A 20,436-nucleotide genomic window follows, 5' to 3' on the forward strand; every position below is an offset into this window, starting at 1 on the left:
AGTGCCCCGAGGCGGGCCTGCACCCCGGGGCGGGCGGCGAACCGCAGGACGAACCACGGAAGGGCGTCACCGTTCTCGAACGGTGACGCCCTTCGTGTGTCGGCGCCCGGTCGGCGCCGGGGTCGCTCAGGCCGAGGACGGCGGGTACAGCTGGGGCGGGATCTGCGCCGCCGCGGCCCGGTCCAGCAGCCACAGGGTGCGGCCGCGCCCGTACGCGCCCGAGGCGGGCGCCTGGAGCTCGCCGGGGCCGGACAGGGCCAGCGCGACCGCGCCCGCCTTGTCCTCGCCCGCCGCCAGCAGCCAGACCTCGCGGGCCGCCCGGATGGCCGGGAGGGTCAGCGAGACCCGGGTGGGCGGGGGCTTGGGCGCGCCGCGCACGCCGACCACCGTCAGCTCGGTCTCCCGGACGCCCGGGTGCTCGGGGAAGAGCGAGGCGACATGGGTGTCCGGGCCGACGCCGAGCAGCAGCACGTCGAAGGCCGGGACTCCGAGCCGGTCGCCGGGGCCGGCCGCCTTCGCCAGCTCCTCCGCGTAGCGGGCCGCGGCGGCCTCGACGTCCGAGCCGTCCACGCCGTCCGAGGCGGGCATCTCGTGCACCCGCGCCGGGTCGAGCGGGACGGCGTCGAGCAGCTCCGCCCGGGCCTGGACGGCGTTGCGGTCCGGGTCCTGGGCGGGGACGAAGCGCTCGTCGCCCCACCAGAGGTCCAGCCGGGCCCAGTCGACCGCGTCCCGGGCCGGGGAGGCGGCGATGGCGGCCAGCAGGGCGTTGCCGTTGCGGCCGCCGGTGAGCACCACCGAGGCGGAGCCGCGGGCGGCCTGGGCGTCCACGATCCGGGTGATCAGCCGGGCCGCGGCCGCCTGGGCCATCAGCTCCTTGTCCCGGTGGACCACCAGCTGCGGGGTGGCGGCGGTCATCCGCGCACCTCGCCGGAGCCGCCCGGCCGGGGGCGGGCCGGGCGCCCGGCCCGCCCGCTCACGAGCCGCTCCGCTTGGTGGTGCGCTTGGCCGCGGGCTTCGCCGCCGCCTTGCCGGAGGCCTTGGTGGAGGCCTTCGCCGGGGTCTTGGCCGGTGCCGCCTTGGCCGGAGCCTTGGCGGGGGCCTTCTTCGCCGTGCCGGCCTTCTTGTCGGCGGGCTTCCCCACCGGTGCCTCGGTGACCGGCGCCTCGGCGACCGGAACCTCGGCGGCGGCGGCCTCGGCGACCGGCACCTTGGCCGTCACCTGGACCGGCGCGGCCACGGCGGCCTCGGAGACCGCCTGGGCGACCTTGCCCGCCGCCGCCGTCTCGGCGTTGTCCGGCTCGCGCAGCCGCTCGACGGGCGTGCGCACGGCCGACGCGTAGATGTCGTCCGGGTCGAGCCGGCGCAGCTCCTCGGCGATCAGCTCCGAGGTCTCGCGGCGCTTGAGCGCCACCTGGCGGTCCGGGGAGCCGGGCATCGAGAGCGTGCCCATCAGGCCGTCCGGGCGGTCCAGGGTGATGTCCCCGTCCTTGGTGCGCAGGTGCACCGCGGTGATGCCGGGGCCGCCGGTGACGACCCGCTCGACCGGTACGTGCAGCCGGTTGTGCAGCCAGAGGCCGAGCAGCTCGACGCTGGGGTTGTACGACTCGCCCTCGACCACTGCGGAGAGGATCGTGGCGGGCCGCTGGTCCAGCGCGGCGGCCAGCATCGAGCGCCAGCCGGTGATCCTGGTCCAGGCGAGGTCGGTGTCGCCCGGGGTGTAGCTCTGGGCCCGCTGGGCGAGCTGGCCGACCGGCGACTCGGCGGTGACCGCGTCGGTGATCCGGCGCTGGGCGATCGAGCCCAGCGGGTCCTGCGCGGGGTGCGCGGGGGAGTTCTCCGGCCACCAGACCACCACCGGGGCGTCCGGCAGCAGCAGCGGCAGGACGACCGACTGGGCGTGCGAGGCGAGCTCGCCGTGCATCCGCAGCACGACCGTCTCACCGGAGCCGGCGTCGGTGCCGACCAGGATCTCGGCGTCCAGGCGGGTCTCGGCGCGGGCCCGGGGCGAGCGCCCGGCGCGCTTGATGACCGCGAGGGTGCGCGAGGGGTGCTCGCGGGAGGCGTCGTTGGCGGCCTTGAGGGCGTCGTACGCGCTGCCCTCGTCGGTCACGATCACCAGGGTGAGCACCATGCCGGCGGCGGTGGAGCCGCTGGCCCGGCGGGCCTCCATCAGGGACGCGTTGATCTTGCTGGACGTGGTGTCCGTGAGGTCGATCTTCATGGCCGCCGCCAGCTCCTGCCGTCTCGTGCGAGCATCTCGTCCCCTTCGACGGGACCCCAGGTGCCCGCCGGGTACTGGGCGGGCTTGCCGTGGGTGTCCCAGTACGTCTCGATCGGGTCGAGGATCTGCCAGGACAGCTCGACCTCCTGGTGGCGCGGGAACAGGTTGGCGTCCCCGAGCAGCACGTCGAGGATGAGCCGCTCGTAGGCCTCGGGGCTGGACTCGGTGAAGGACTCGCCGTAGGCGAAGTCCATCGTGACGTCCCGGACCTCGAAGGAGGTGCCCGGCACCTTGGAGCCGAACCGCACCGTCACGCCCTCGTCCGGCTGGACCCGGATGACCAGGGCGTTCTGCCCCAGCTCCTCGGTCGCGTAGGAGTCGAACGGCAGGTACGGCGCCCGCTGGAAGACCACCGCGATCTCGGTGACCCGGCGGCCGAGCCGCTTGCCGGTGCGCAGGTAGAACGGCACACCCGCCCAGCGGCGGTTGTTGATCTCCAGCTTGATGGCCGCGTAGGTGTCGGTCGTGGAGTCCGGGTTGATGCCGTCCTCGTCGAGGTACCCGACGACCTCCTCGCCGCCCTGCCAGCCGGACGCGTACTGGCCGCGCACGGTGTGCTTGCCGAGGTCGGCCGGGAGCTTGACGGCGCTGAGCACCTTGAGCTTCTCGGCCACCAGCGCCTTGGGGTGGAAGGACGCCGGCTCCTCGATGGCGGTGAGCGCCATCAGCTGCAGCAGGTGGTTCTGGATGACGTCGCGGGCGGAGCCGATGCCGTCGTAGTAGCCGGCCCGGCCGCCGATGCCGATGTCCTCGGCCATGGTGATCTGCACGTGGTCGACGTACGACCGGTTCCAGATCGGCTCGAACATCTGGTTGGCGAAGCGGAGCGCCAGGATGTTCTGGACGGTCTCCTTGCCCAGGTAGTGGTCGATCCGGAAGACCTCGTCCCGGGGGAAGACCTCGTGGACGATCCGGTTCAGCTCCTGGGCGCTCTCCAGGTTGTGGCCGAAGGGCTTCTCGATGACGGCGCGGCGCCACGAGCCCTGCGGCGGGTCGGCCAGGCCGTGCTTCTTCAGCTGCTGGACGACGGTGGGGAAGAACTTCGGCGGGACGGACAGGTAGAAGGCGAAGTTGCCGCCCGTGCCCTGGGCCTTGTCGAGCTCCTGGATGGTCTCGCGGAGCTTGTCGAAGGCGTCGTCGTCGTCGAAGTTGCCCTGGACGAAGCGCATGCCCTTGGCGAGCTGCTGCCAGACCTCCTCGCGGAAGGGGGTCCGCGCGTGGTCCTTGACCGCGTCGTGGACCTCCTTGGCGAAGTCCTCGTCCTCCCACTCGCGGCGGGCGAAGCCGACGAGCGAGAAGCCCGGCGGCAGCAGGCCGCGGTTGGCCAGGTCGTAGATGGCCGGCATCAGCTTCTTGCGGGACAGGTCGCCGGTGACCCCGAAGATGACCAGGCCGGACGGCCCCGCGATGCGCGGGAGCCGCCGGTCTGCCGGGTCACGAAGCGGGTTGACGTGGGTCGGCGAGGCATCGCCCGCGTCCGAGTCCGACGTCAACTCAGGGAAATCAGTGCTCACTTGATGGGCTCCGCTTTCGTGCGCTGGCTGTGAGCAGGGGTCACTTCTCGTCGGCGAAGGAGGCGAGCGAGGCGGTGACGGTGTCGAGCAGCTCGTTCCAGGACTGCTCGAACTTCTCGACGCCCTCGTCCTCCAGGACCTGCACCACGTCGTCGTAGTCCACGCCGGCCGCGGCGATGGCGTCCATGACGGCCTTGGCGTCGGCGTAGTTGGGGACGATGGTGCCGCCGGTGACCACTCCGTGGTCGCCGGTGGCGTTCAGGGTGGCCTCGGGCATGGTGTTGACGGTGCCCGGGGCGACCAGCTCGGTGACGTACAGGGTGTCCGGCAGGGCCGGGTCCTTGACGCCGGTCGAGGCCCAGAGCGGGCGCTGCGGCTTGGCGCCGGCGGCCTCCAGGGCCTTCCAGCGGTCGGTGCCGGCGGCCTTGCCGTCGACGCTGCCGAAGACCTCCTCGTACGCCTGGTAGGCGAGGCGGGCGTTGGCCAGGGCGGCCTTGGACCGCAGCTGACGGGCGTCGCCGCCGACCTTGTCCAGGCGCTTGTCGATCTCGGTGTCCACGCGGGACACGAAGAAGGAGGCGACCGACTCGATCTGGGAGAGGTCCAGGCCCTTGGCCTTGGCGGACTCCAGACCGGTCAGGTAGGCGTCGATGACCGCGCGGTAGCGCTCCAGCGAGAAGATCAGCGTGACGTTGACGCTGATGCCCTTGCCGATGACCTCGCTGATCGCGGGCAGGCCGGCCTTGGTGGCGGGGATCTTGATGAAGACGTTCGGGCGGTCGACCAGCCACCACAGCTGCTTGGCCTCGGCGATGGTGGCGGCCGTCTCGTGGGCCAGGCGCGGGTCGACCTCGATGGAGACCCGGCCGTCGCGGCCGTTGGAGGCGTCGTAGACCGGGCGCAGCACGTCGGCCGCGTCGCGCACGTCCGAGGTGGTGATCATGCGGACGGCCTCGTCGGTGGTGACCTTGCGGACGGCGAGGTCGCGCAGCTGGCCGTCGTACGAGCTGTGCCCGCCGCCGATCGCCTTCTGGAAGATGGTCGGGTTGGTGGTGACGCCGACCACGTGCTTGTTCTGCACCAGCTCGGCGAGGTTGCCGGTGTTCAGCCGCTCGCGGCTGAGGTCGTCCAGCCAGATCGCCACGCCTTCGTCGCTGAGGCGCTTCAGTGCGTCAGTCATGGTGCTTCAGTCCTTTTTTATCTTGGCAGTCTGTCTGTGGGGTCGTCAGACCGGGCCGCGCGCCCGACGTGCGGGCCGGGCGCGCGGCCCACGGTGTCAGCGGTTGACGGCTTCGAGCGAGCGAAGCGCGTTGTGGGCCTCGGCGACGACCCGCTCGGAGGTCAGGCCGAACTCCTCGTAGAGCACCTTGAAGTCGGCGGAGGCGCCGAAGTGCTCCAGGGAGACGATCCGGCCGTGGTCGCCGACCAGCTCGCGCCAGCCCTGGGCGATGCCGGCCTCGACCGAGACCCGGGCCTTGACGGTGGGCGGCAGCACGCTGTCGCGGTACGCCTGGTCCTGCTCCTGGAACCACTCGAAGGACGGCAGCGAGACCACCCGGGTGGCGATGCCCTCGGCCTCCAGGACCTCGCGGGCCTTGACGGCCAGCTGGACCTCGGAGCCGGTGCCGAGCAGGATCACCTGCGGGACGCCGTTGGACGCCTCGGCCAGGATGTAGCCGCCCTTGGCGGTGCCCTCGGCGGAGCCGAAGGTCTCGCGGTCGAAGGTCGGGACGTTCTGGCGGGTGAGCGCCAGGCCGACCGGGCCCGGGTGGGTGGTCTGCCGCTCGATCACGGTGCGCCAGGCGACGGCCGTCTCGTTGGCGTCGGCCGGGCGGACCATGGACAGGCCGGGGATGGCGCGCAGCGAGGCCAGGTGCTCGACCGGCTGGTGCGTCGGGCCGTCCTCGCCGAGGCCGATCGAGTCGTGCGTCCAGACGTAGGTGACCGGCAGCTTCATCAGCGCGGCCAGGCGGACGGCCGGGCGCATGTAGTCGGCGAAGACCAGGAAGGTGCCGCCGAAGACGCGGGTCTTCCCGTGCAGGGCGATGCCGTTCATGGTCGAGCCCATGGCGTGCTCGCGGATGCCGAAGTGGATCGTGCGGCCGTACGGGCTCGCACTCTTCAGCGGGTTGCCCTCGGGGAGGAAGGAGCTGTCCTCGTCGATGGTGGTGAGGTTGGACTCCGCGAGGTCGGCCGAGCCGCCCCACAGCTCCGGGATCACCGCGCCGAGCGCCTTGAGGGTCTCGCCGCTGGCCTTGCGGGTGGCGATCTCCTTGCCGGCCTCGAACGCGGGGACGGCCTTCTTCCAGCCCTCGGGCAGCTCGCCGGCCTGGATGCGGTCGAACTCGGCCGCGCGGTGCGGGTTGGCGGAGCGCCACGCGGTGAAGGACTGCTCCCAGTCGGAGCGGTCGGCCTTGCCGCGCTTGATCACCAGGCGGGCGTGCTCGATCACCTTGTCGCTGACCTCGAAGGTCTTCTCCGGGTCGAAGCCCAGGACCTTCTTGGTGGCGGCGATCTCGGCGCCGCCGAGCGCGGAGCCGTGCGCCTTGGCGGTGTTCTGCGCGTCCGGGGCCGGCCAGGCGATGATCGTGCGCATCGCGATCATCGAGGGGCGGGCGGTCTCGGCCTTGGCCGCGGCCAGGGCGTCGGCGAGGGCGGCCACGTCGATGTCGCCGTTGGACTTCGGGGCGACCCGCTGCACGTGCCAGCCGTAGGCCTCGTAGCGCTTGAGGACGTCCTCGGAGAAGGCGGTCTCGGTGTCGCCCTCGATGGAGATGTGGTTGTCGTCGTACAGGGCGACGAGGTTGCCCAGCTTCTGGTGCCCGGCGAGCGAGGAGGCCTCGGCGGAGATGCCCTCCTCCAGGTCGCCGTCGGAGACGATGGCCCAGATGGTGTGGTCGAAGGGGGACTCGCCGGCCGCGGCGTCCGGGTCGAACAGGCCGCGCTCGTAGCGGGCGGCCATCGCCATGCCCACCGCGTTGGCGATGCCCTGGCCGAGCGGGCCGGTGGTGGTCTCGACGCCTGCGGTGTGGCCGTGCTCCGGGTGGCCCGGGGTGCGGCTGCCGGCGACCCGGAAGGCCTTGAGGTCGTCCAGCTCCAGTCCGTAGCCGGACAGGTAGAGCTGGGTGTAGAGGGTCAGGCTGGTGTGCCCGGGGGAGAGGACGAACCGGTCGCGCCCCGCCCAGGCCGGGTCGGTCGGGTCGTGGCGCAGGAAGCGCTGGAAGATCAGGTACGCCGCGGGGGCCAGCGACATGGCCGTCCCGGGGTGTCCGTTGCCGACCTTCTGGACCGCGTCCATGGCCAGGACCCGGGCGGTGTCCACCGTCCGTTCGTCCAGCTCGGACCACTCGAATGCATTCGTCGGCGTCGTGCTCACCCTGTCTCAGGGCTCCTTCCGTATTGAAGAGTGACCCCGTGAAGGGGACCGGGTCGGCCACGTCGCTGTGGTCCGGACGCTTGGGTGGTGCCGGTCACGGAGGGTAGATCCCGCTTCTTCGGGCGAGCCTACCGTCCGGGCCGTGGCTCACCCTCCGTGCTGAGACAACGGGGAATTCCGTATGGCGATTCCCACGAGGGTTCGATGGGCGGTTTTGTCCCAGGCTCTCCCGGTTTCCCGGTGTCTGCCCGCCCGATGGTCAGGACGGGGGACCGGTGCCGCACGGGGCCGGGTTCGTCGGTTCACCCAGGGGTGTGCGTTCCGCCCCGCCGGGGGACCCCGGAGCCGGTGGGGAGATATGGAGCGTCTAAGGTGGCGTGGTACGCGCAGAGCGGACGATTCGGGAACTTCGTTCCCAGGGACGCCTGCGAAGCTTCATCTTCAGTTGGGGTGTTAGTGACCGCCGTCGAATCCCGTCCCGCCGGGGTCACCGGGGCGAAGCCTGCGCACCGGCCGTTCGGGGCCCGTGTCGGTGCGTTCGTCGCACTGACCAAGCCTCGGATCATCGAGCTGCTGCTGATCACCACCGTGCCGGTGATGTTCCTGGCGCAGCGCGGTGTCCCGGATCCGTTGCTGGTCCTGGAGGTGGTCGTCGGCGGCTACCTGTCGGCCGGCGGTGCCAACGCCCTCAACATGTACATCGACCGGGACATCGACGCGGTGATGTCGCGGACCGAGCGGCGGCCGATCGTCACCGGCATGGTCTCGCCGCGCGAGGCGCTGGTCTTCGGCATCACGCTGGCGATCGCCTCGACCGTCTGGCTGGGCGTCCTGGTCAACCCGCTCGCCTCGATGCTGGCGCTGGCCGCACTCCTCTTCTACGTCTTCGTCTACACGCTCGGGCTGAAGCGGCGCACCGCGCAGAACATCGTCTGGGGCGGCATCGCCGGCTGCATGCCGGTGTTCGTCGGCTGGGCGGCCGTCACCAACACGGTGTCCTGGTCCGCGCTGGTGCTCTTCCTGGTCATCTTCTTCTGGACGCCGCCGCACTACTGGCCGCTGTCGATGAAGGTGCGCGAGGACTACGAGCGGGCCGGCGTGCCGATGCTGCCGGTGGTCAAGGGCAACCTGGCGGTCGCCAAGCAGATCGTCATCTACTCCTGGGTGATGGTCGCCGTCTCGATGGCGCTCTGGCCGCTGGCCGAGACCAGCTGGCTGTACCCGGTCTCGGCGCTGGTGCTGGGCGCGGCCTGGCTGAAGGAGGCGCACGGGCTGTACGCCCGGGCGAAGGCCGGGGTGGTGGGCGCGAAGCTGAAGGAGATGCGGCTGTTCCACTGGTCGATCACCTATCTGACGTTGCTCTTCGTGGTGATCGCGGTGGACCCGTTCGTGAAGTAGTCGTCACCCGCAGTGTTCGCGAGGGGCCCCGGTCGGTGACCGGGGCCCCTCGGCGTTCCTCCGGGCCGGTGCTCAGCGGGGCGGTGCTCAGCGGGACGGCAGCTCGCTGGGCCCGACGTGGCCGTCCAGCCAGTCCTTGAGGGGTTGGGAGACCCGCAGGAAGCCGGTGATCCGGTCGTAGGCGGCGGGGGTGCCGAGCCAGGCCTCGGGCGGCCACTCCTGCCAGGCGACCAGGCCCTTGTGGCGCAGCAGCCCGATCCGCGGGTGGTCCTTGGGGTAGCCGCGCGGGGCGGTCTTCAGCGAGTCCCGGCCGACCACCTGCGGGCCGGCCCCGCTCACCCGGGCGATCACCCGCTCCAGCTCGGCGCCCGCGACGTCCTCGGCGACGGCGGACCGGTAGCGGTCCAGCTGGTCGGGGGCGAGCTGGTAGAGGCCGTTGCCGCAGGCCAGGCCGTCGGCGGAGAGCTGGATGTAGCCGCCCGCCTGGAGGTGGGCGCCGATGTGCGTCTTGTACGGGGACTTGTCGGCGCTGAACCGGACGTCGCGGTTGGGCCGGAAGACCTTGCCCGGTCCGAACTCCGGCTCCAGCCGGGCCAGCAGCTGCTCCATCGGCTCGCGGACGTCCTGCTCGTACCGGGCCTTGTGGTCCTGCCAGAAGGTCTTGGAGTTGTCGGCCTCCAGGTGCGCGTAGAAGTCGAGCGCCTCGGCGGGCCAGCCTTGAAAGGTCACCCCTCCAGTATGTGGTCCGGTGCACACGCCGCTCCCGTCGCCAGTCGCGCTACCGGTCGGTAGCATGCGGCTATGAGCAGCGCAGAGACCGCCACCACCGCCGCGCCGGACGCCCGCGTCGAGCGCCGCGCCAAGCGCATCGCCAAGCACCTCACCGCCTTCGCCAAGCAGCACGGGGGCAGCGCCGACGGCGTCGTCGAGTACGTCGGCGCCGTGGCCACCCGGATCGTCCTGGTCGGTGCCGACGGCGCCTGGGGCGACCAGGTCGCCCCGAGCTACGCCGTGGGCCGGCGGGCCGCCGAGCTGGCCGGGCTGACCCTGCACGACGACTTCGAGGGCGAGCTCGGGCTCCGGGTGAAGACCGGTGCGTACGAGTGGAAGCGGATGGCCGGTATCCAGATCGGCGGCTGACCCCGTCACGACGACGGCCCGGTTCCCCCGCGCGGGGGAACCGGGCCGTCGTGTGTGCCGTCGGGTGCCGTCCGGCGGGCCGGCCGGTCAGGCGGTGGCGGCCGCCGGGACGGGCAGGGCCTGGGCCGGGAGGGACTCCTGCTCCCTGGTCCGCAGCGCCAGCGGGATCCGCAGGGCGGCGATCCAGGTGAGCGTGGCGCCCAGCATGTGCAGGCCGACCAGGATCTCCGGGACGTCCGTGAAGTACTGGACGAAGCCGAGCACCCCCTGGACCAGCAGGACCAGGAACAGCTCGCGGGCCCGGGCACGGGCGGCCGGCGGCGCCTTCACCGCGGCGAAGACGAAGACCACCGCGATCGCCAGGCCGACCGAGACGAACGCCAGGTCGGCGTGCACCTGGGCGAGGCGGTCGTAGTCGAGCGGGATCCGGGGCACCAGCTTGTTGTCCTTGGGCGTGCCCGGGTGGTGGCCGGCGCCGGTCACCAGCGTCCCGGCGGCGACCAGCAGGCCGATCACGGTGACCAGGACGTAGGACAGCTGGACGATCGGGCGGGCCACCGCGGGCCGCGGCGGACCGTCGCCCTCCTTCGACCGCTCCCACATCTGCAGCGCGACCCAGACCAGGGCCATGGCGGCGATCAGGTGCAGCGCCACGGTGTAGGGGTTGAGCCCGGTCAGTACGGTGATGCCGCCGAGCACGGCGTTGCTCATCACCAGCCAGAACTGGGCCCAGCCGAGCCGGGTGAGGCCGCGCCGCCGCGGGCGGTGGCATCGGGCGGCGAGGATGGCCCAGCCGACCGCGGCGCTCAGGACGTAGGTGAGCATCCGGTTGGTGAACTCGACGACACCGTGGAAGCCCATCTCGGGCGTCGGCGTCAGGCTCTCGCCGGTGCAGCGGGGCCAGGTGGTGCAGCCGAGGCCGGAGGCGGTGAGCCGGACGGCGCCGCCGGTGACCACGATGACCACGCTCATCACCAGCGCGGTGAACGCGGCACGCCGGACCATGGCGGCGGAGGGCTGCCAGCGATCGGCGAGCAGGGAGAAGGGGGTACGCACGGGGTCAATCGTAGGCGGCCTTACAGCCGATCTTGGGGCGGGGCGGGCGGGTGCGCCGCGCCGCCCGGTGGGCCGGGGTCGTAGGCCGGCCCCTGTGGGTAAACGGGACTGTTCGGTCATATCGGATATTGGTCTTGACCAATCACAGGTCTGGCCGAGAGAGTGCGCTTGGTCCATACCATTTTCGGGCCGCCCCCACCCCCGCACGTCAAGCGGAGATCCTGCACATGCGCATACCCATGCCCGCCGCTGCGCTCGCACTCGGCGGATCCCTCGCACTGGCCGGTCTGGTCGCCCCGGTCGCCGCCCAGGCCGCCGAGCCCGGCCAGCAGTGCCTCAACCTCGGGGTCGCCAACCTCTACGGCGAGTTCATCGAGGGTGACGACACCCACACGCCGGACGCCGAGGGTGCGGTGGCGGTCGGCGGCAACGCCGACTTCACCGGCGGATTCTCGGTCGGCCAGGAGCTCACCGCCGCGCAGGTGGCGGCGCTTCCGGGCGGCAACGCGCTGGTCGTGGCCGGCAAGCTCACCGGGCACAACACCCAGGTGATGAAGGGCAACGGCGTCTACGGCTCGAAGGCCGAGGGCGCCGTGGTCGAGGCGCACCAGGGCAAGATCTCCCAGGGTGCCTCGCCGATCGACTTCGGTGCGGAGTTCGCCCGCCAGCGCGCGGTCTCCACCACGCTGGCCGCCCAGGCGCAGACGGCCGCCGCCAAGGTCGAGGCCAAGGGTGCGGACCTGTACCTGAGCAGCTCGGACGCCGGGATCAACAGCTTCACGGTGAGCGCCGCCACGCTGCAGGGCGCCACCAACGTCTTCCTCAAGGTGCCGGTCGGCTCGGTCACGGTGGTCACCGTCACCGGCGACGTGTACGACATGGCCGCCGCCAGGACCACCGGCTTCCACCTGTGGGACGAGGCCAAGAAGGCGTACGTCCTGGACGACAAGCTGCAGAGCGCGGCGGGCGGGGCCGTCCGCTCCAAGCTGCTCTGGAACCTCCCGACCGCCACCAAGGTGGTCAAGAACGGCGCGGCCGCCTGGCCCGGCACCGTGCTGGCGCCGAACGCCGCCTTCGACCTCGGCAGCGGCGGTCCGGTCAACGGCTCGGTGATCGCCAAGTCGCTGACCGGCAAGGGCGGCGCGGAGACGCACCACTACCCGTTCACCGGCTGCCTGACGGTCGAGGTGCCGCCGACCGCACCGCCGACGGTGCCGCCCACCGTGCCGCCGACCGTTCCGCCGGTGGCGCCGACCGGCACACCGTCCGCGAGCGTCACGCCGAGCGCCCCCGGTACGCCGGGCGGCTCGGCGAGCCCGAGCGGCTCCGCCAGGCCCAGCGGCTCCGCCTCGGCCAGTGCGTCGGTCTCCGCCTCGGTTGCCGCCTCGGCCTCCGCGTCGGCTTCGGCGGGCGTGCCCGCCGCCTCGGCCTCGGCGAGCCCGTCGGCGTCGGCCAGCGGCGGGGGCAACCTCGCGCACACCGGATCCGGTCCGGTCGTCCCGCTGGCGATCGGCGGTGCGGTGGTGATCGCCGCCGGTGCCGCGATCGTGGTGGCCACCCGCCGTCGGGCGGCCGGGAAGGCCTGACCGTCGCCCGCTGATCGTTTCGGCGCCCCCGGTGATTGAACCCAATCGCCGGGGGCGCCGTTCTTCATGTCGGTGTGACGAAGTCCGGTCAACCTTGCCCGATCCGCATCCTGCGAGGTGGCGGGTGTGATGGGCTGGCTCGTGCACCTCCTAGACAGGACGGACAGACGGATTCCGGTCTTACAGCGGGTGTGGAGAGGCGCGGGAGTGCCGGTAGAGTCCCCGGGACACTCGTAGCGGGCCTACCGCGAAGCACTCAAGATGCCTGCTGCACAAGACCGTTCGGAGGGACAACGAAATGGCGCGACAGCAGCGGCAACTCGGAATCAGGAAGACGGCACTCGTCGGGGCGGCGGCCGCGGCCGTCCTTCTGCCGGTGGCCCTGGCCACCAACGCCTCGGCCCACGCGCCGACTTGGCAGGTGACCTGTGACAAGGTCACGATCGATCTGACCAACTACAGCGACTCGAACGGCATAAAGAACTCGGTCAGCCTCACCATCGCCGGTGAGAAGGTGCTCGACCAGAAGCAGTTCGGCAAGGAGTACCACGGGAGCTTCCCGGTGAAGGACCACGCGGAGCCGGTCACCGCGACCTTCGTGGTGACCACCACCGAGGACCCGAAGAACGGCGACTGGAACAAGACGGAGAGCAAGACGATCCCGGTCTGCCACACGCCGTCCCCGACGCCGACCCCCACCAAGACCCAGACCCCGACCCCGACGCCCACCCCGACCCAGACCCCGACCCCGACGCCGACTCCCACGAAGTCGTCGACCCCGTCCCCGTCCCCGACGGTGGTGCCGAGCCCGAGCGCGTCGGCCACGCCGAGCCCGAGCGTGTCGCCCACCGCGGCCAAGACGCCCTCCCCGGTGGCCACCTCCGCGGGCCCGGTGCTCGCCCAGACCGGTAGCAGCGACTCCACCCCCGTCCTCGCGGCGGCCGGCGCCGGCGTCCTCCTGGTCGGCGGCGCCCTCGTCCTGCTCGCCCGCAAGCGTCGCAGCGGCAACCAGAGCTGACCCGTTCGCCTGGTGACGACGGCGGCCCCCTGCTCGGTCGAGCGGGGGGCCGCTTCGCTGTGCGGGCCCGGGGTCAGCGGTGCTTGAACTCCTCGATGGCCTCCCGGACGGTCCTGACCATCGCGTCGCTTCCGACGTGTCCCGAGTCCTCGAAGATGTGCAGCCGCGCGTCCGGCCAGGCCTTCGCCAGCTCCCACGCCGTCTGCACCGGGCTGCCCATGTCGTGCCGGCCGTGCACCAGCACCCCCGGGATCCCGGCCAGCCGGTGGGCGTCGCGCAGCAGTTGGTCCTCCTCCAGCCAGGCGCCGTTGCTGAAGTAGTGGGCGCAGATCCGGACGAACGCGATCCGCGCGTCGAGCTCCCGGTCGCTGTACATGCCGGGGATGCCGTTGGGCTCGTCGGAGACGACCGCGTCCTCCCAGGCGAGCCAGTCGTCGGCGGCCTTCTGCCGGACCGCCCGGTCGGGGTGCTCCATCAGCCGGGCGTAGGCCGCGAGCAGGTCGCCGTCCCGCTCGTCCGCGGGGACGCCCTCGCGGAACCGGTCCCAGGCCTCGGGGTGGAACCGCCCGGCGCCGCGGTAGAGCCAGTGGGTCTCCTCGGCCCGGGTCATCGTCACCGCCTGGATGATGATCTCGCTGACCCGCTCGGGGTGCTGCTGGGCGTAGGCCAGCAGGAGCGTCGAGCCCCAGGAGGCGCCGTTCAGCAGCCACTTCCCGATGCCGAGGTGGTCGCGCAGCCGCTCCATGTCGTCGATCAGGTGCTGGGTGGTGTTGAGCGCCATGTCCGCCGCGGGGTCGCTGGCGTGCGGGGTGCTGCGGCCGCAGTTGCGCTGGTCGAAGCGGATGACGCGGTAGCGCTCCGGATCCCAGGCCCTGGTCGGCCGCTGCGGGGTGCCCGCGCCCGGGCCGCCGTGGACCTGCAGGACGGGCTTGCCCTCGGGGTGGCCGAGCTGCTCGTAGTAGACGCGGTTGCCGTCTCCGGTGTCGAGCATGCCGTGGTCGTAGGGATGGGTCGGGGGATAGAGATCAACCATGGTCGTCGATCCTAGGCCGCGACCGCGGCCGGGTTCTCGGATTTTCGCCCCAAGTCGCCGTGCTACTGAGGAGTTTGACCGGGAGTGGGAAGTCGGCTGGTTCGACTTCCCACTCCTGGGAGGTGCTACGGGGCGGCGGTCGCGAAGACGCCCCGCACGGCCGTGCCGTCCGGCTGGACCCACCCGGCGACGAGGTCCACGGACGGGCCCTGCGCGGGCTCCGCCGGCCGCAGCACGCGGTTGAGCCGAACGTCGGGCGCGTCGCCGAGCCCGGTTCCGTGCACGGTGACGGTCGGGTCGGGGGTGCCGCTCGTGCTCTGGTGCTGCGGTACCGCCTCGCCGCGCAGCAGCGCCTGCAACTGCGCCGTCACCACCGGGTCGTGGGCGCCGTCGTAGATCCACCGGGTGCCGAGCACCCCGTGCTCGGAGGTGCCGATCAGGGCCTCGTCGTCGGCGCCCTCCAGCGCCGCACCGCGGTAGGCCAGCGGCACCAGGTACGCCACCGGCTGCGGACCGGCGGAGTCCACCACGACCATGAACTCGATCCCGACCGCACCCTCCGGATCGTCCAGGCGGAAGCCTCCGGCCCGTACCAGCTCAGGGGCCCCGGCGTCGCCCGCGTACCAGCTCTGCTTCGGCAGCCAGCCGGTGAGCAGCTCCAGCTTGGTGGGTGTCATCGTGGTGCGGTGGATGGTGGCCATGAGCTCCCCAATTGCGTTGGTCCGGGCCCGTCGTGCCACGGGATGTGCTCGAACCTATCGGACGCGCCCGCGCCGCCCGCGCAGCGGCGGAGGGACACCTGGCGGAGGAGCGGAAAGAAGGTGCCTCGTCCGCACGACATCCCGCCGACTCGCGTAGTCATGAAGGGTATGCACGGGGATCACGAAGCAAGCGAACAGGCGGGGACCGAGTGAAGTCAGCACAGGAGGATGCGTACCTGGAGTTCGTGGCCGCGCGGACGAAGCCGCTGTACCGCTCGGCGTACGTGCTCGCGGTCGGCGACGCGCACCTCGCCGAGGACCTGGTCCAGGAGACCCTCAGCCGGGTGTACGTGCACTGGAACCGGGTGTCCGGCGCGCAGAACCCGGCGGCCTACGCCCAGACGGTCCTGGTCCGCACCTTCCTCAGCCTGCGGCGGCGGCGAAGCACCGGCGAGCGCCCCACCGGGACCATGCCCGACGGCGCGGCGACCGCCCCGGACACCGCCCTGCGGCTCACCCTGCTGGACGCGCTCGGCCAACTGCCGCCCCGTGACCGGGCGGTGCTGCTGCTGCGCTACTGGGAGGACCGCAGCATCGAGGAGACCGCCGAGATGCTCAGGCTGAGCAGGAGCGCGGTCCGCTCCCAGGGCACCCGGGCGCTCGCCAGGGTGCGCGCGCTGCTCGGCGACAGCATCTCCGACCTGGTCCCGCACTGAGCACCGGTGTGCACCGGCCCGCACCGGTGCGCGGGCCACAACCGCCGCAAGGCCCTCCATCAGCGACCGAACAGCGACAGAACAAGGTGACGCCAGCATGCCGTTCGAAGCAGACCTCGCCCATGCCCTGGACCGCACGACCGACTCCCTCGAACCCGATCTGACCGCGCTCATGGGCCGGGCCGTCGAGCGCGGCCGCAGCCGACGGCGCCGGCGCACCGTCGGGATCGTCGCGGGTGTCGGCGCCTGCGCCGTGATCGCGGCCACCGTCGTGGCGCTGCCCGGCGTGCTTGCCGCAGGCCGCTCCGCCGGATCCGACTTCGAGCCGGCGGCGCTGGCGCTGCCCCGCTCCGCGATCACCGACACCCAGATGATCGAGGCCCTGGAACGGACCTTCCCCGGGGGCCGGTTCAGCCAGGTGACCGGTCAGAGCAACAACCCCTCGGACCCGTCCGGCGGGCTCGTCGCCAACGCCGGGCTCGTCCTCGACGACGGCCAGGGCGCGGCCTTCGTCGGCGTCTCGACGGTGCGGCTCAAGATGCCGCTCGGGGACGGCGGCGGGCTGAGCTGCAAGCAGACGCCCGCCCGCGCCGCGGGTGACACCTGCACCCTGCGTGAACTGCCGAGCAGCGCCGGGATTCCCGGCGGGGCCGTGGTGATGTCGGAGAAGAACGCGGCCGAGCACCCCGTCCGCGCCGACACCGCCCACCGCTGGACGGTGACGGTGACCCTGAAGTCCACCGGCGCGCAGCTCCAGCTGGTGGAGTGGAACAGCATCGGCGGCGGCACCGGCAGCGAGACGCCGAAGCCGACCCGCCCCGCTCCGCCGCTCTCCGAGCAGCAGGTGGTGGACGCACTCACCGGCGCCGTCTGGGCGCCCATCCTCGCGGCCGTCGCCTAGGCCCGGACAGGGCCTGGCCTGCCGAGGCCCCTGCTCAGGGAGTGGGCACCTGCTACCTCGTTCACCGTAACGCCGATGCGGCGATGCGGCGGTGCGGCGGTGCGGCGCGGGGTGTTCCCGGTGGGGCCGACCTGCCGTTCCGGCCGGTGGGGTGGGGGGAGCGGGGGCCGTGGCGGGGTGCGGTGTGAGACCCTTCGGTCGCGATCGGCGGGGGGCGCCGCGCAGGGCAACGATGGGGGAGACGTGGAAGCCGACGGGTCCGGGCGCGTGGGGCCGACACCGGTGGAGACCGCCGGGCACCTTCTGGAGCGGATCCGGGAGGGAAACCTCCACGTCCGGAGGAAGAAGCGGACCTTCCGCCTGGCCTCCTCGGCCCTGAAGGTGCTGACGCTCCTGCTGTCCGCCGCCTCGACGATCATCCTCGGCCTGCAGAACCTGGACTTCTGGGCAGGCCTGGGCTTCGCCCTCGTGGCCGTGGTGACCCTGCTGGGAGCCGTCGAGTCGTTCTTCAACTGGCGGTCGCGCTGGGTGCTGATGGAGGAGTCGCAGTACCGGTTCCAGCGTCTCGCCGCCGAGTTGGAGTACCTCATCGCCTCGACGCCCGCCGACGACCTCACCCAGGACCGGCTGCGCCCGCTCTTCGACGAGTACCAGGGAGTGTGGGCGCGGCAGAGCGAGCGCTGGCTCCAGGACCGCCGCACGCAGGACTCCCGGCCCGGCGGCGGTTGAGCCGGGAGCGGCTGGGCCGCCGGGCCGTTCAGGGCCTGCTGTTCCGCCATTTCTCCAGTCTCCGGAGGTGTGTCTCCTCGTCCACCGTCTGGGTGCTGTGCTGGATCAGGTCCTCGGAGGTCGGGGGAATTCTGGAGGCCAAGGTGTATGTCCGGGTTCTGGTTTCGGCAAAGACGTGCACGCCGATGACCTTTCCGTCCTCCTGGGACACGATGGCCGCACCGGAGTCCCCGTCCAGACCGTTACCGCCTTCGATCTGTATGCACGGGCCGAGGCTGATGTACCCCCGCCGGTCGTCTCCTCGGAACGCCGATGCGACGGTGCGGCGCGGGGCGTTCCCGGTGGGCCGTGTGCACCGTACGGGGGCGTGGTTCGGTCGCGCGCACACCGCCGGCGGGCCGCCGGAACGGTTCACCGCGTGCCGCCGTCGTGGCGGTCGCGCCGCACACCACGGGCCCGGGCCACCGCGAGGTGGACCGGGCCCGTGGTGCTGCGTCAGGCCGGGACCGGCTCAACCCTGCTGGGAGCCGTCGGAGGCGTCCCAGGGCTCCGTGTCGCGCGGGTCGCAGTCGATCCGGATCTCCAGGCAGTGCTCCTGCTCCACGTTCTGCGCGTGGTCGTCCGAGCGGTACTCGACCTCGTGGCGGCCGTCGCCACTCACCGTGAACGGCTCGGTGTAGCGCGTCCACTCGCCGCCGTCGACCCGGTAGTCGGTCATCGCGACGCCACTGATGTCGTCGGTGGCGTCGAGGGTGACCAGGACGTCCGAGTGGTAGACACCGTGCCGGTCGGGCCCGGGGTCGGTGCGCGCGGTGGTGACCGGCGGCAGGGTGTCGAGCGGCAGCTCCATGGCGGCCTCCTCCAGGGTGATCTCGTTCTCCTCGGTCGGTGCCGGAACCCCGGCCGCGCCCGAGTGTGCGATCGAGCCGCCGCGCAGCTGGATGTTGTCCCAGTCGCCGTGGCCGGGCAGCGTGGTCTGGGCCCCGTCGTTGTTGGTGTCGAACGCGACGGTGTTCGGGCTGATCATGCCGTCACAGTTCCAGTCGACCTGGGCGGCGCTCGCCTGGACGGTGACGAACCGGGAGCCCTGCTTGGTGTTCGGGCACCAGTGCATGACGTCGTAGCCGGCGGAGCTGGCCGGGAACTGGCGCTCGTTCAGCGTCGGCTCGGTCAGCGAGCCCACCGCCCGCGAGTAGTCCATGACCCCGGTGGTGGTGCCGATCGACAGGCCGCCCAGCTGGTAGGAGTAGTTCATCACGCTGAAGTACTGCGGCTGGTGGTTGGGCGTGTCGGTGCTTCCGCCGTGCTTCAGGCCCAGGTCGTGCCCCAGCTCGTGCATCAGCGTGCCGGCCTGCTGGTTGGTGTTGCCGACCTTGTTGTCGAAGCTCCCCAGGCTGATGATGAAGTCGCTGCCCGGCACGCCGGCGGCGATGCCGCTGTACGTGACGCCGGGCTGGAGGTTGTGCGCCGCGATGGCGTAGTGGAAGAGCGAGCTCCGCCCGGTGCTGATGAAGCCGTCCTTGGCCGTCTTGATCTTGTTGAAGTCGTTCCACAGGTAGCGCCCGTTGGCATCCACCGTGCCGAGGTTGGCCGCCTCGGTCTGCTTCTTCGCCTTGCTGAGCGTCCCCCAGGTGGTGTTCTTGGAGTAGTCGAGGAAGCTGTCCGGCCCGGCGTCGACGTGCAGGTTGATCCCCGTGGTGGGGCTGTGCCGGTTGAACGGGGAGTTCTTGAAGGCGTCGACGACCTTCCTGATCGCGTCGTTGGTGAGCGCGTGGCTGTGGGTGTCGTCGGCCATCCAGTCGACCTGGACGAAGATGTCCGGCTTGTTCACGTCGGCGCCCATCGCCTTGAGGTCGATGAACTGGTCGGGGCTGCCGTCACTGGGCTTGATCGTGACGCCGTTGCGCTTCCAGTCGTCCGGGATCCCGTCGCAGGTGGTGGAGTTGCAGTCGACGGTGAAGGTGACGGGGGTGAAGGCGTCGGTGCCGCCGGTGTGGCTCGCCACGTAGCCCGTGGGCACGGTCTCGGTGAAGGTGTTCGGCTGGTCGAGCGGGGCCGGGACGTTCCAGCCGAGCGTGATCAGGGTGCCCTGGCTCTCGCCGCCCACCTGGTAGCTGACGGTGCCCGAGGCGCCGTTGGAGCCCTCGCACACGCCGACGTTGAACTGCCCGGTGCCGCCGAGGGCGGCGAGTCGCGCCGGCGGGTTGGTGTAGGCGCAGCCGTCGGTGACCTGGAGGGTGGTGAAGGTCAGGTCGCGGTCGCTGCTGTTGACGAGGTTCACCCCGAGCAGGCCGCCCACCCGGCGCGCGGCCGCGGCGGGGGTGATGGTGGCGACGAGGGTGAGCAGGGCCAGGGCCAGCACGAACAGTGGCGCGAGGCCGGGGTGCCGGACGATCCGCGGGGGCGCGGCGGCACCGGAAGGATGATCTGCGGTCATTCCGTCACGCTAAGTGCCCACCCGTCGCGAACCTGTCACGACCCGTCGAACAGTCACCCCGTCGGCGGCCCCTTGCGAGCAGCAAGGGGCCGCCGGAGCGGCTCGCTACATGGGGGAGGAGTGGTGGTCGAACTCGCCGGCCTTGATGCCCTGAATGAAGGCGGCGAACTTGGCGGGGGTGGTGCGGACGATGATGTCGCCGTCGTCGGACTCGCGGAGCTCGACCAGCCCGTCGGTGGTCCGCACCTCGACGCAGTTGTCACCGGCACTGCTAAAGGACGACTTCTGCCAGTTGGCATCAGGCATTGTGGTTCTCCCATAGGTCTCGTGCTGCTGGTCCTCAGGCGCTGCGGCCGGCGTGGTGGTCGAACTTGCCGGTCTTGGCGTGGTGGAGGAAAGCGGCGAACTTGGCGGGGGTGGTGCGGATGATGACATCGGGGTCGTCGGACTCGCGGAGCTCTACCAGGCTGCTTGTGGTGCGGATCTCGACGCAGTCACCGCCTGAACCGCTGAACGACGACTTTTGCCAGTTGGTATCAGGCATCCTGGG

19 protein-coding genes are annotated in these 20,436 nt (G+C 71.7%); 7 read left to right on the plus strand and 12 right to left on the minus strand.

Annotation, left to right across the window (positions count from 1 at the left end; all coding sequences use genetic code 11):
- Nucleotides 1-126 precede the first annotated feature (126 nt).
- From pgl to tkt, 5 genes are all read right to left on the minus strand, one after another.
- Nucleotides 127-915, minus strand: coding sequence for a 6-phosphogluconolactonase (gene pgl / locus ACIGZJ_RS20320; RefSeq protein WP_392935877.1), 789 nt, complete (start codon nucleotides 913-915; stop codon nucleotides 127-129).
- Between the two features lie 58 nt (nucleotides 916-973).
- Nucleotides 974-2,221, minus strand: a complete 1,248-nt coding sequence (opcA, locus tag ACIGZJ_RS20325) for a glucose-6-phosphate dehydrogenase assembly protein OpcA (protein ID WP_396458502.1) — start codon at nucleotides 2,219-2,221, stop codon at nucleotides 974-976.
- Nucleotides 2,218-3,774, minus strand: a complete 1,557-nt coding sequence (zwf, locus tag ACIGZJ_RS20330) for a glucose-6-phosphate dehydrogenase (protein ID WP_396458647.1) — start codon at nucleotides 3,772-3,774, stop codon at nucleotides 2,218-2,220. The genes opcA and zwf overlap by 4 nt, the downstream gene beginning before the upstream one ends.
- Before the next feature lie 61 nt (nucleotides 3,775-3,835).
- Nucleotides 3,836-4,975 (minus strand): transaldolase, encoded by a 1,140-nt coding sequence (gene tal, locus ACIGZJ_RS20335; protein WP_396458503.1) that lies wholly within the window; start codon nucleotides 4,973-4,975, stop codon nucleotides 3,836-3,838.
- Nucleotides 4,976-5,071: 96 nt separating this feature from the next.
- On the minus strand, nucleotides 5,072-7,171 hold the full coding sequence (gene tkt / locus ACIGZJ_RS20340) for a transketolase (RefSeq protein WP_396458504.1): 2,100 nt from the start codon (nucleotides 7,169-7,171) through the stop codon (nucleotides 5,072-5,074).
- Nucleotides 7,172-7,627: 456 nt separating this feature from the next.
- Between tkt and ACIGZJ_RS20345 the strand changes: the two genes are divergently transcribed.
- A complete protein-coding gene (locus tag ACIGZJ_RS20345; protein WP_396458505.1) occupies nucleotides 7,628-8,569 on the plus strand; it encodes a heme o synthase in 942 nt (313 codons plus the stop codon).
- Nucleotides 8,570-8,656: 87 nt separating this feature from the next.
- Here ACIGZJ_RS20345 and ACIGZJ_RS20350 read toward each other — a convergent pair whose 3' ends face one another.
- Nucleotides 8,657-9,298, minus strand: a complete 642-nt coding sequence (locus ACIGZJ_RS20350; RefSeq protein ID WP_396458506.1) for a DUF2461 domain-containing protein — start codon at nucleotides 9,296-9,298, stop codon at nucleotides 8,657-8,659.
- Nucleotides 9,299-9,370: 72 nt separating this feature from the next.
- On the opposite strand from ACIGZJ_RS20350, the gene ACIGZJ_RS20355 reads away from it, so the two are divergent.
- Complete coding sequence (locus ACIGZJ_RS20355; RefSeq protein WP_396458507.1) at nucleotides 9,371-9,709, plus strand: hypothetical protein; 339 nt, start codon at nucleotides 9,371-9,373, stop codon at nucleotides 9,707-9,709.
- A gap of 87 nt (nucleotides 9,710-9,796) precedes the next feature.
- Here the strand turns inward: ACIGZJ_RS20355 and ACIGZJ_RS20360 are convergent, their stop codons facing one another.
- The gene (locus ACIGZJ_RS20360; RefSeq protein WP_396458508.1) at nucleotides 9,797-10,765 is read right to left on the minus strand and encodes a heme A synthase; all 969 of its coding nucleotides are present in this window, start codon (nucleotides 10,763-10,765) and stop codon (nucleotides 9,797-9,799) included.
- A gap of 227 nt (nucleotides 10,766-10,992) precedes the next feature.
- Between ACIGZJ_RS20360 and ACIGZJ_RS20365 the strand changes: the two genes are divergently transcribed.
- Nucleotides 10,993-12,351 carry a choice-of-anchor A family protein gene (locus ACIGZJ_RS20365; protein WP_396458509.1) on the plus strand — a complete coding sequence of 453 codons (1,359 nt, stop codon included), beginning with the start codon at nucleotides 10,993-10,995 and terminating at the stop codon, nucleotides 12,349-12,351.
- Nucleotides 12,352-12,649: 298 nt separating this feature from the next.
- Entirely contained in the window at nucleotides 12,650-13,369 is a 720-nt protein-coding gene (locus ACIGZJ_RS20370) for an LAETG motif-containing sortase-dependent surface protein (protein WP_396458510.1), read from the plus strand.
- Nucleotides 13,370-13,442: 73 nt separating this feature from the next.
- Here ACIGZJ_RS20370 and pip read toward each other — a convergent pair whose 3' ends face one another.
- Together pip and ACIGZJ_RS20380 are read right to left on the minus strand one after the other, a co-directional pair.
- Nucleotides 13,443-14,402 carry a prolyl aminopeptidase gene (pip, locus tag ACIGZJ_RS20375; protein WP_396458511.1) on the minus strand — a complete coding sequence of 320 codons (960 nt, stop codon included), beginning with the start codon at nucleotides 14,400-14,402 and terminating at the stop codon, nucleotides 13,443-13,445.
- Nucleotides 14,403-14,527: 125 nt separating this feature from the next.
- Nucleotides 14,528-15,103, minus strand: coding sequence for a 1,4-alpha-glucan branching protein (locus ACIGZJ_RS20380; protein WP_396458512.1), 576 nt, complete (start codon nucleotides 15,101-15,103; stop codon nucleotides 14,528-14,530).
- A 209-nt stretch (nucleotides 15,104-15,312) separates the two neighbouring features.
- Here ACIGZJ_RS20380 and ACIGZJ_RS20385 point away from each other — a divergent pair, with 209 nt between their 5' ends.
- The 3 genes from ACIGZJ_RS20385 (at nucleotide 15,313) to ACIGZJ_RS20395 (ending at nucleotide 17,449) form a co-directional block, all read left to right on the plus strand.
- A complete protein-coding gene (locus ACIGZJ_RS20385) occupies nucleotides 15,313-15,819 on the plus strand; it encodes a SigE family RNA polymerase sigma factor (RefSeq protein ID WP_396458513.1) in 507 nt (168 codons plus the stop codon).
- Nucleotides 15,820-15,916: 97 nt separating this feature from the next.
- On the plus strand, nucleotides 15,917-16,720 hold the full coding sequence (locus ACIGZJ_RS20390) for a hypothetical protein (protein WP_396458514.1): 804 nt from the start codon (nucleotides 15,917-15,919) through the stop codon (nucleotides 16,718-16,720).
- Between the two features lie 282 nt (nucleotides 16,721-17,002).
- Nucleotides 17,003-17,449 carry a DUF4231 domain-containing protein gene (locus ACIGZJ_RS20395; RefSeq protein WP_396458515.1) on the plus strand — a complete coding sequence of 149 codons (447 nt, stop codon included), beginning with the start codon at nucleotides 17,003-17,005 and terminating at the stop codon, nucleotides 17,447-17,449.
- Between the two features lie 511 nt (nucleotides 17,450-17,960).
- Here ACIGZJ_RS20395 and ACIGZJ_RS20400 read toward each other — a convergent pair.
- The 3 genes from ACIGZJ_RS20400 to ACIGZJ_RS20410 all read right to left on the minus strand — a co-directional run bounded on the left by ACIGZJ_RS20400 (nucleotide 17,961) and on the right by ACIGZJ_RS20410 (nucleotide 20,430).
- Entirely contained in the window at nucleotides 17,961-19,886 is a 1,926-nt protein-coding gene (locus tag ACIGZJ_RS20400) for an OmpL47-type beta-barrel domain-containing protein (RefSeq protein ID WP_396458516.1), read from the minus strand.
- Between the two features lie 105 nt (nucleotides 19,887-19,991).
- A complete protein-coding gene (locus ACIGZJ_RS20405) occupies nucleotides 19,992-20,192 on the minus strand; it encodes a DUF397 domain-containing protein (protein ID WP_396458518.1) in 201 nt (66 codons plus the stop codon).
- Nucleotides 20,193-20,226: 34 nt separating this feature from the next.
- On the minus strand, nucleotides 20,227-20,430 hold the full coding sequence (locus tag ACIGZJ_RS20410) for a DUF397 domain-containing protein (RefSeq protein ID WP_396458519.1): 204 nt from the start codon (nucleotides 20,428-20,430) through the stop codon (nucleotides 20,227-20,229).
- Between the last annotated feature and the right edge of the window lie 6 nt (nucleotides 20,431-20,436).

The organism is Kitasatospora sp. NPDC052868 (genome assembly GCF_044547105.1).
GTDB lineage: Bacteria > Actinomycetota > Actinomycetes > Streptomycetales > Streptomycetaceae > Kitasatospora.

What these genes read in the sequence shown, in the direction of transcription:
- pgl (WP_392935877.1), bottom strand. Translation starts at nt 915, where the DNA reads ATGACCGCCGCCACCCCGCAGCTGGTGGTCCACCGGGACAAGGAGCTG.
- opcA (WP_396458502.1), bottom strand. Translation starts at nt 2,221, where the DNA reads ATGAAGATCGACCTCACGGACACCACGTCCAGCAAGATCAACGCGTCC.
- tal (WP_396458503.1), bottom strand. Translation starts at nt 4,975, where the DNA reads ATGACTGACGCACTGAAGCGCCTCAGCGACGAAGGCGTGGCGATCTGG.
- ACIGZJ_RS20355 (WP_396458507.1), top strand. Translation starts at nt 9,371, where the DNA reads ATGAGCAGCGCAGAGACCGCCACCACCGCCGCGCCGGACGCCCGCGTC.
- ACIGZJ_RS20365 (WP_396458509.1), top strand. Translation starts at nt 10,993, where the DNA reads ATGCGCATACCCATGCCCGCCGCTGCGCTCGCACTCGGCGGATCCCTC.
- ACIGZJ_RS20370 (WP_396458510.1), top strand. Translation starts at nt 12,650, where the DNA reads ATGGCGCGACAGCAGCGGCAACTCGGAATCAGGAAGACGGCACTCGTC.
- pip (WP_396458511.1), bottom strand. Translation starts at nt 14,402, where the DNA reads ATGGTTGATCTCTATCCCCCGACCCATCCCTACGACCACGGCATGCTC.
- ACIGZJ_RS20380 (WP_396458512.1), bottom strand. Translation starts at nt 15,103, where the DNA reads ATGGCCACCATCCACCGCACCACGATGACACCCACCAAGCTGGAGCTG.
- ACIGZJ_RS20390 (WP_396458514.1), top strand. Translation starts at nt 15,917, where the DNA reads ATGCCGTTCGAAGCAGACCTCGCCCATGCCCTGGACCGCACGACCGAC.
- ACIGZJ_RS20400 (WP_396458516.1), bottom strand. Translation starts at nt 19,886, where the DNA reads ATGACCGCAGATCATCCTTCCGGTGCCGCCGCGCCCCCGCGGATCGTC.
- ACIGZJ_RS20405 (WP_396458518.1), bottom strand. Translation starts at nt 20,192, where the DNA reads ATGCCTGATGCCAACTGGCAGAAGTCGTCCTTTAGCAGTGCCGGTGAC.
- ACIGZJ_RS20410 (WP_396458519.1), bottom strand. Translation starts at nt 20,430, where the DNA reads ATGCCTGATACCAACTGGCAAAAGTCGTCGTTCAGCGGTTCAGGCGGT.